At 33.5% G+C, this 6,489-nt stretch carries 2 protein-coding genes; both read right to left on the reverse strand.

Features of this window, described 5'->3' with window-relative positions:
* Window positions 1-3,922, reverse strand: a 3,922-nt coding sequence (locus QZ659_RS06375) for a PAS domain-containing protein (protein ID WP_291723663.1), incomplete at its 3' end; no start/stop codon positions are given.
* A gap of 144 nt (window positions 3,923-4,066) precedes the next feature.
* Window positions 4,067-6,489: PAS domain-containing protein (locus QZ659_RS06380; protein WP_291723665.1), on the reverse strand; the 2,423-nt coding region annotated here is incomplete at its 5' end.

Raw genomic sequence — 6,489 nt, forward strand, 5'->3', positions numbered from 1 at the left:
TATTTATTTCGTGTGCAATACTGGCAACAAGCTGCCCTAGTGTCGTCATCTTTTCATTATGAATAAGTTGAGACTGTGTTTCTCTAAGTTCTTTTAAAGCTTCTTGTAGTTGAGTGTTTTGTTCTTGGATTTTCTGTTCAGTTGCTTTCAGCTGGTCAATGTTTTGCATAATTCCTGTCCAGATGACTCCTCCATCACCTATTTGAGTGGGTTTAGAGGTAGCATGTATCCACATTTCTTTTCCATCTTTCATGAGGCGTAATTCAGATTCCCATTGCTGCATAGTATCTACCGAATAATTTATAGCAGACTGAAAGCCAAGTAAATCTTTTGGATGTATGGATTCAAAAATATTGTTTGAAGAGTTATTCAAAATATCTTTTGGGTTTACACCTAAAATAAGCTCAGAACCTTTACTTACCAAAGGGAAAGACACATTGCCTTTATTATCTCGTTTGAACTGATAAATCATAGCTGGTACAGCATCAAAAATCTGTTCTAGTTGTTGTTTTTGCTTGGCTAAATCCTGTTGGAGATGATACATTTCTCTGATTCCTTTTCGAAGTTGTTTCTCAGAACTAGCTAGGTCTTTATTTTGTTCTTCTATAATTTTTTCATATTCCTTTTGCTTGGTAATATCTTGTGTAACCCCTAAGACAAAAGCAGGCTCTCCTTCTTCATTTTTAATAAGAATAGCTTTTGACTCATGATAACGTGTTTTCCCATCAATAGGAACTGTCCTGTATATAGCATGATATTGTGAGATTTTTTGTGTAGCCAAATCTTCAATCATCTGATTGACTTTTTCTAAATCTTCGCTATGCATTCTTTGAGCAGTCATCTCAGCATTGATTTCTTGGTTAGGGTCAAGTCCAAATATTTTTTTAGTCTGCTTGTCCCAGTAAGGCTGTTTTGTTATCAAATCAAACTCCCACAATCCAATACCTGTTTTTTCTAAGGTAAGTGTAAGACGCTCTTGAATCTTTTGATTTTCTTCTTTAGCAATCTTTAATTCATCTATATTTTTTTGAAGTTCATATTCAGATTTTTTCTGCTGAGTAATATCTTGTGTGATACCAAATATAGAGATAGGTTGCCCTTCTTCATTTTTGATTAGAATTGCTTTTGACTCATGATAGTTGATTTTTCCATCAATGGGTTTTGTTCTATATATTACTTGATATTGTGGTATTTTTTGTAAAACCAAATCTTCAATCATCTGATTGCCTTTTTTTAGGTCGTCTGCATTTACTCTTTGTGCAGCAATTTCAGCTGTCATTTCCTCATCTTGACTAATGCCAAGTATTTTCTTTGCCTGATTATCCCAATAGGTTTTATTATTTACTAAATCAATCTCCCACATACCAATTCCCGTTTTTTCTAAAGTTATGGTAAGTTTGGTTTGAATCTTCTTGATTTCTTTTTGAGCTTCTTCTAATTCGTGTAGTTTTTGTTGAAGCTCAAGTTTTGATAATTTTTGCTTTGTAATATCTTGAACAATTCCTGATATTCTTTTTTCATTGTTCTCTTCCACCAAAACACCTCTAGAATGATAATAATATATTCCGTCTTTTTGATTCATTCGGTATTTTATATCGAAAATATCTGTTTTATTCTCAGCAAAGTCGTTTATATTTTGGAATATATATTCTAAATCTGCAGGATGTATTTTTTCTTGCCACTTTTCGGGTGTAAATGTTTCTTTAGTTTCATGAAATAATTTATAGGCTTGCTCATCCCAAAAACTCCCACCAGTTGCTAGATTCAATTCCCAAAGTCCAATTCCTGTTTTTTCTAAAATCATAGTCAATTTAGACTGTATTCTTTCAACTTCTTGCTGTGATTTCTCTAACTCTTTTACCTTTTCTTGAAGAGCAAGCTCAGTATTTTTCTTTTCTGTAATGTCTTGTAAAGTACCATACAGTTCTACACATTTTCCATTTTCCATTTGAGGAATACCAATTATACGTACCCATTTGTGTTGTCTTCTAAAATTAATTAGCTCTAGTTCTTCATCGAAAGGCTGCCCTTCTTCCCTTGCTTTTTTTATAACATCTATGACTATGTCTCTATTTTTTCCTTTTTTGAAGAAATTGATTTTGGAAGTTGTATCCAAATCAACTCCTTTAGGTAAAGCATAAATAGAGTGTACTATATTGTCCCATCCAATATCTCTACTATTTATATCATATTTCCACGTTCCAATAGTTGCACTTGCATTACAAGTTTCCAAAAGTGTACTTGTATGTAAAAGCTCTTTTTGAGAAGTCTTCAATTCTTCTAGCTTTTCTTGCAACATGATTTCATTTTTCTTTTGCTTATCTATATTTTGGAAAGTACCATATAGCTCTACACACTTACCATCTTTCATAGTAGGTATGCCTATTGCTCTTACCCAAATCTCGTTTCCTTTAGCTGTAATAATTTTGAGTTGTTCATCAAAAGGTACTCCTTCTTCTAAAGCTCTAGTAAATACTTTTGTAATTATCTGACGGCTATTCCCTTCTTTGTAAAAAGCAATACCATTTTCAGGGTCAGAAACAAAATCACCCTCTACTTCGTGTATATCTTTTGTTATTTTATCCCATGTGGTTGTAAAGTCATCAAAGTTTAGCTCCCAAATTCCTATTTGGGCTGCTTTATTGGTAGTTTCTAATAATTTTTGAGCATGAGTAAGTTCTTGATGTGTTTTTTCTAGCTCCTTGACTTTATTTTTTAATTTGAGTTCAAGTTCCTTTTGAACAGTTATGTCTTGGCAAGTTCCATATAACTCTATGCATGTCTGATTTTCAAAAACAGGTATTCCTATTGCTCTTACCCATTTTTTATTTCCTTTTTCTGTAACTATTTGCAGCTCTTCATCAAATGAAATGCCTTCATTGATAGCTTTATCTACTAAACCTTTCGCTATTTCTTTATATTCTGGCGTATAATGTTCAAACTTAAAACCATTTGTCGTATCTGACTGATAGTCTGGGCTGACCTCGTGGATTTGTTTGGTTACTTTGTCCCAAAATATTTTTTTGTTTACTAAATCTGTATGCCAAATTCCTGTTGTTACAGCTTCATTACAGGTCTGTAAAAGATTTTTTGTCGCTTCCAGTTCTTGTTCGGCTTCTACCTTTTGTGTAACTTCTATTCCTACACATTGTATTTCTGAAATGCTTCCTTGCTCATCTAAAATGCTGATATATTCCCAATCTGTGTAAATAAACTCATCTGTAAATTCATTTTTTTCTTTGTCAAATAAATACTTTCTGAGCCGAACAAACACTGATTCGTTAGGTGCAGCTAAACATGTTTTTACAGCTTCAAGGCATTTATGACGGTCAGTCTCTACTATGGCTGTCATAGAGTTTCTATTTATAATATCTTCTCTAACTAAATTTAGACATTTACAGAAGTAATCATTTACGTAGGTGTAATTTCCTTGTAAGTCTGTTCGGATGATAAAAGTGGAATGGCTATTTAGAATAGACTCATATCTATTTAGTGTACGGATAATTTCTCTTTCTTGCTCGTGTTCTTGTGTAATATCTGTATGTGTTACGACTACTCTATGATTACCATTACCTGATTTGCCAAATATCAATGCTTTCATTCTGACCCATAAGACTTTTCCTGTTTTGTGGACAAATCGTATGTCATCTTCATAAGTATTAGTATTAGATTTTTTATACTTCTCAAAAATATTTAGTGCTTTATCTAAGTCTTCTCTATGAAAAATTTTATTTATTTGATTGCCTTTTAGCTCCTCACGTTCATATCCTAAAAGGCTACAGAATTTAGGATTCAACCATTTATCTCCAGCTTTCTCTAAATTCCAAAACCAAAGACCATCGAAAGCATTTAATTGAATGAAATCAAAGAAATCTTCATCGGATTTTAATATTTGATAAAATTCTTGTTTTAAATATCTCATAACGAATAATCAGTAGTATAAATTTACAGACAAGTATAAATTATAAAAAAGTAAATGAGTGATAATCTTTTAGATTAGCTCTACCCAACAAATTATATTGCTACCACCCTATTCACTTTTAGTAAATAAGGTGGTTTTATTTTACTATTTAGATAAAGGAATTTCAACAAAAAACGTTGTGCCTTTACCTTCCTCACTCTCAAACCAAATTTTGCCATTGTGTTTCTCAACAATTTTCTTGACAATATCTAGCCCAAGCCCACTGCCTTCACCTGCTTTTTTGGTAGTAAAAAAGGCATCAAAGATACGAGATTGAGCTTCTTTTGGAATGCCAGTACCTGTATCGCCAATAGAAACCAAAATATTGTCGTCTTTTTTCTCTGACTTGAGAGTCAGTACACCTTCATTTTTCATGGCTTGGATTGCATTATGAATAAGGTTTGTCCAAACCTGTACAAGCTCGTCTGGATACCCCATTATTTGAGGTAGTTGATTCAAATCTTTCTGCACATCAATACCATGTTTGATTTGATTATAATACAGAACGAGCGTATTTTCTATGCTCTTGTTTACATCTGTTTTTGTTTTTTTTCCATTTTGGTCTTGATGAGAGAAGTTTTTGAGTGCAAAAATAATTTTAGAAGCTCTCTCCGTTGCCATTTGTATAGTCTGATTACTTCTAATAATAGACGAAATATGATGTATAGTTTGAAGTAGATGATAAGGGTTTTTAGTTTTTAGAATTGCATTTACCATTTCACTATCCTTATATATTCCACTATCTACAAGCAAGTCAGCAAAGCGATTTTTATACTGTATCTCTTTGTATGCATCTAATGTTTCAATCAAATCATATTTTAAAGCTCTCTGCTCTCTTGAAGAAAGAGCTACATTGCTTTCAGCCGAAAACTTAACAGCTTTATTGAATATTTTGAGTTCGTCTTGTGGCAAGGCGCTCAAAAACTCTGGCAATACAGGTAATGTCTCTGTAAGTGTTTGTTCGATGCCTCCTGCCGAAGAACGAATCGCTCCTAGAGGTGTATTAATCTCATGAGCAATATTAGCTACTAGCTGCCCCAAAGTAGCCATTTTTTCGCTATGGATAAGCTGACTTTGTGTGCTTTTTAGTTCTCTTAGTGTACGTTCTACTTCTATCTTTTGACGTTGAAGTTCTTCCTGTGTAGTTTGTAGTTCTTCAAAGTTTTGACGCAACTCTTCTTCTGAAGTCTGAAGAGCTTTATTTTTTTCTAAAATTAGTTTTTCAGCCTCTTTACGGTCTGTAATATCTGTTTCTATTCCTACAAATTGTATTACCTCGCCTGTTTTTTCATGGAATACAGGAGTAATGCTCAACTCTAGCCAATAAGGTTTGCCGTATTTGGTATAATTTAGGATTTCTTGTGTAAATGCTTGTTTAGACTTCAAGCCTTCACGAATAGCCAAGACATGTTCTCTATCTGTCTCTTTACCTTGTAGCAACTTACCTGGTTTTTTGCCTATCACTTCTGAAAGAGAGTATTCTGTAACTCTTAAAAACCCTTCATTTACCCAAGTAATATATCCTTCTGCATCTGTAATCACAACAGCATTACTTGTCTCGCTTGCCACTACAGATAAACGTTTTAGAGCTTCTTCGTCTTGTTTTCTTTTGGTTACATCGGTTTCAATTCCAATAAATTGAGCTACTTTACCTGTTTTTTTATCAATTACTGGAGTAATGCTAAGTTCTAACCAATATTGATTGCCATATTTGTCATAGTTGAGAATTTCTTGTGTAAATGGCTTCTTCGATTCTAGTCCTTCACGGATAGCTAAAACGTGGTCGTAGTTTGTTCCTTTGCCTTGAAGAAGCCTCCCTGGTTTTTTACCTATAATTTCAGGTAATGTGTAGCCTGTAGTACGAGTAAAGCCTTCATTTACCCAAGTAGTATAGCCTTCTCCATCTGTAATGACAATGGCATTACTGGTTTCTCTGGCTACCACAGAGAGTTTTTCTACTTCTTTTTCAGCTTCTTTTCGCTCTGTAATGTCTTGGGCAATAAATAAATATCCAACTACGGCTTGAGTAGCTTTATTTTTGATAGCACTCACATGCATTTCTATTGGAAACCTATTACCATCTTTAGAAACATACGTCCACTCTTGTATATTAGACTGCTCTTTCTTTGTTTTAGCAACAAGCGTTTCAAAGCCTATAGGTATTTCCTCCTCAAACTCTTCTGACAATTTTTTTGCTCGGTAAGCGACCTCCTCTTTATCATGGAATATGGCAGGAGATACTTTATCAATTAGTTTTTCTGCCTCATATCCAAGTAGTTTTTCTGCCAATGAATTAAAGCTAGTGATAGTTCCTTTAGTGTCAGTAGAAATAAGCATCATTGGTGCATTTTCCAAAATAGCTTTTCTATAAATACCTTCTTCTTCTATTTTAGTTTTTTGACTTTGTAACTGCTCTTGTGTAGCACTTAACTCTTCAAGATTCTGACGCAACTCTTCTTCTGTAGCCAAAAGCTCTTCTTGTTGAGTTTGAATTTCTATTTCTGCCTTTTTTTGAGAGTTATAGTTAG

Origin of the sequence: Bernardetia sp. (genome assembly GCF_020630935.1) — a bacterium.
Classification (GTDB): Bacteria; Bacteroidota; Bacteroidia; order Cytophagales; family Bernardetiaceae; genus Bernardetia.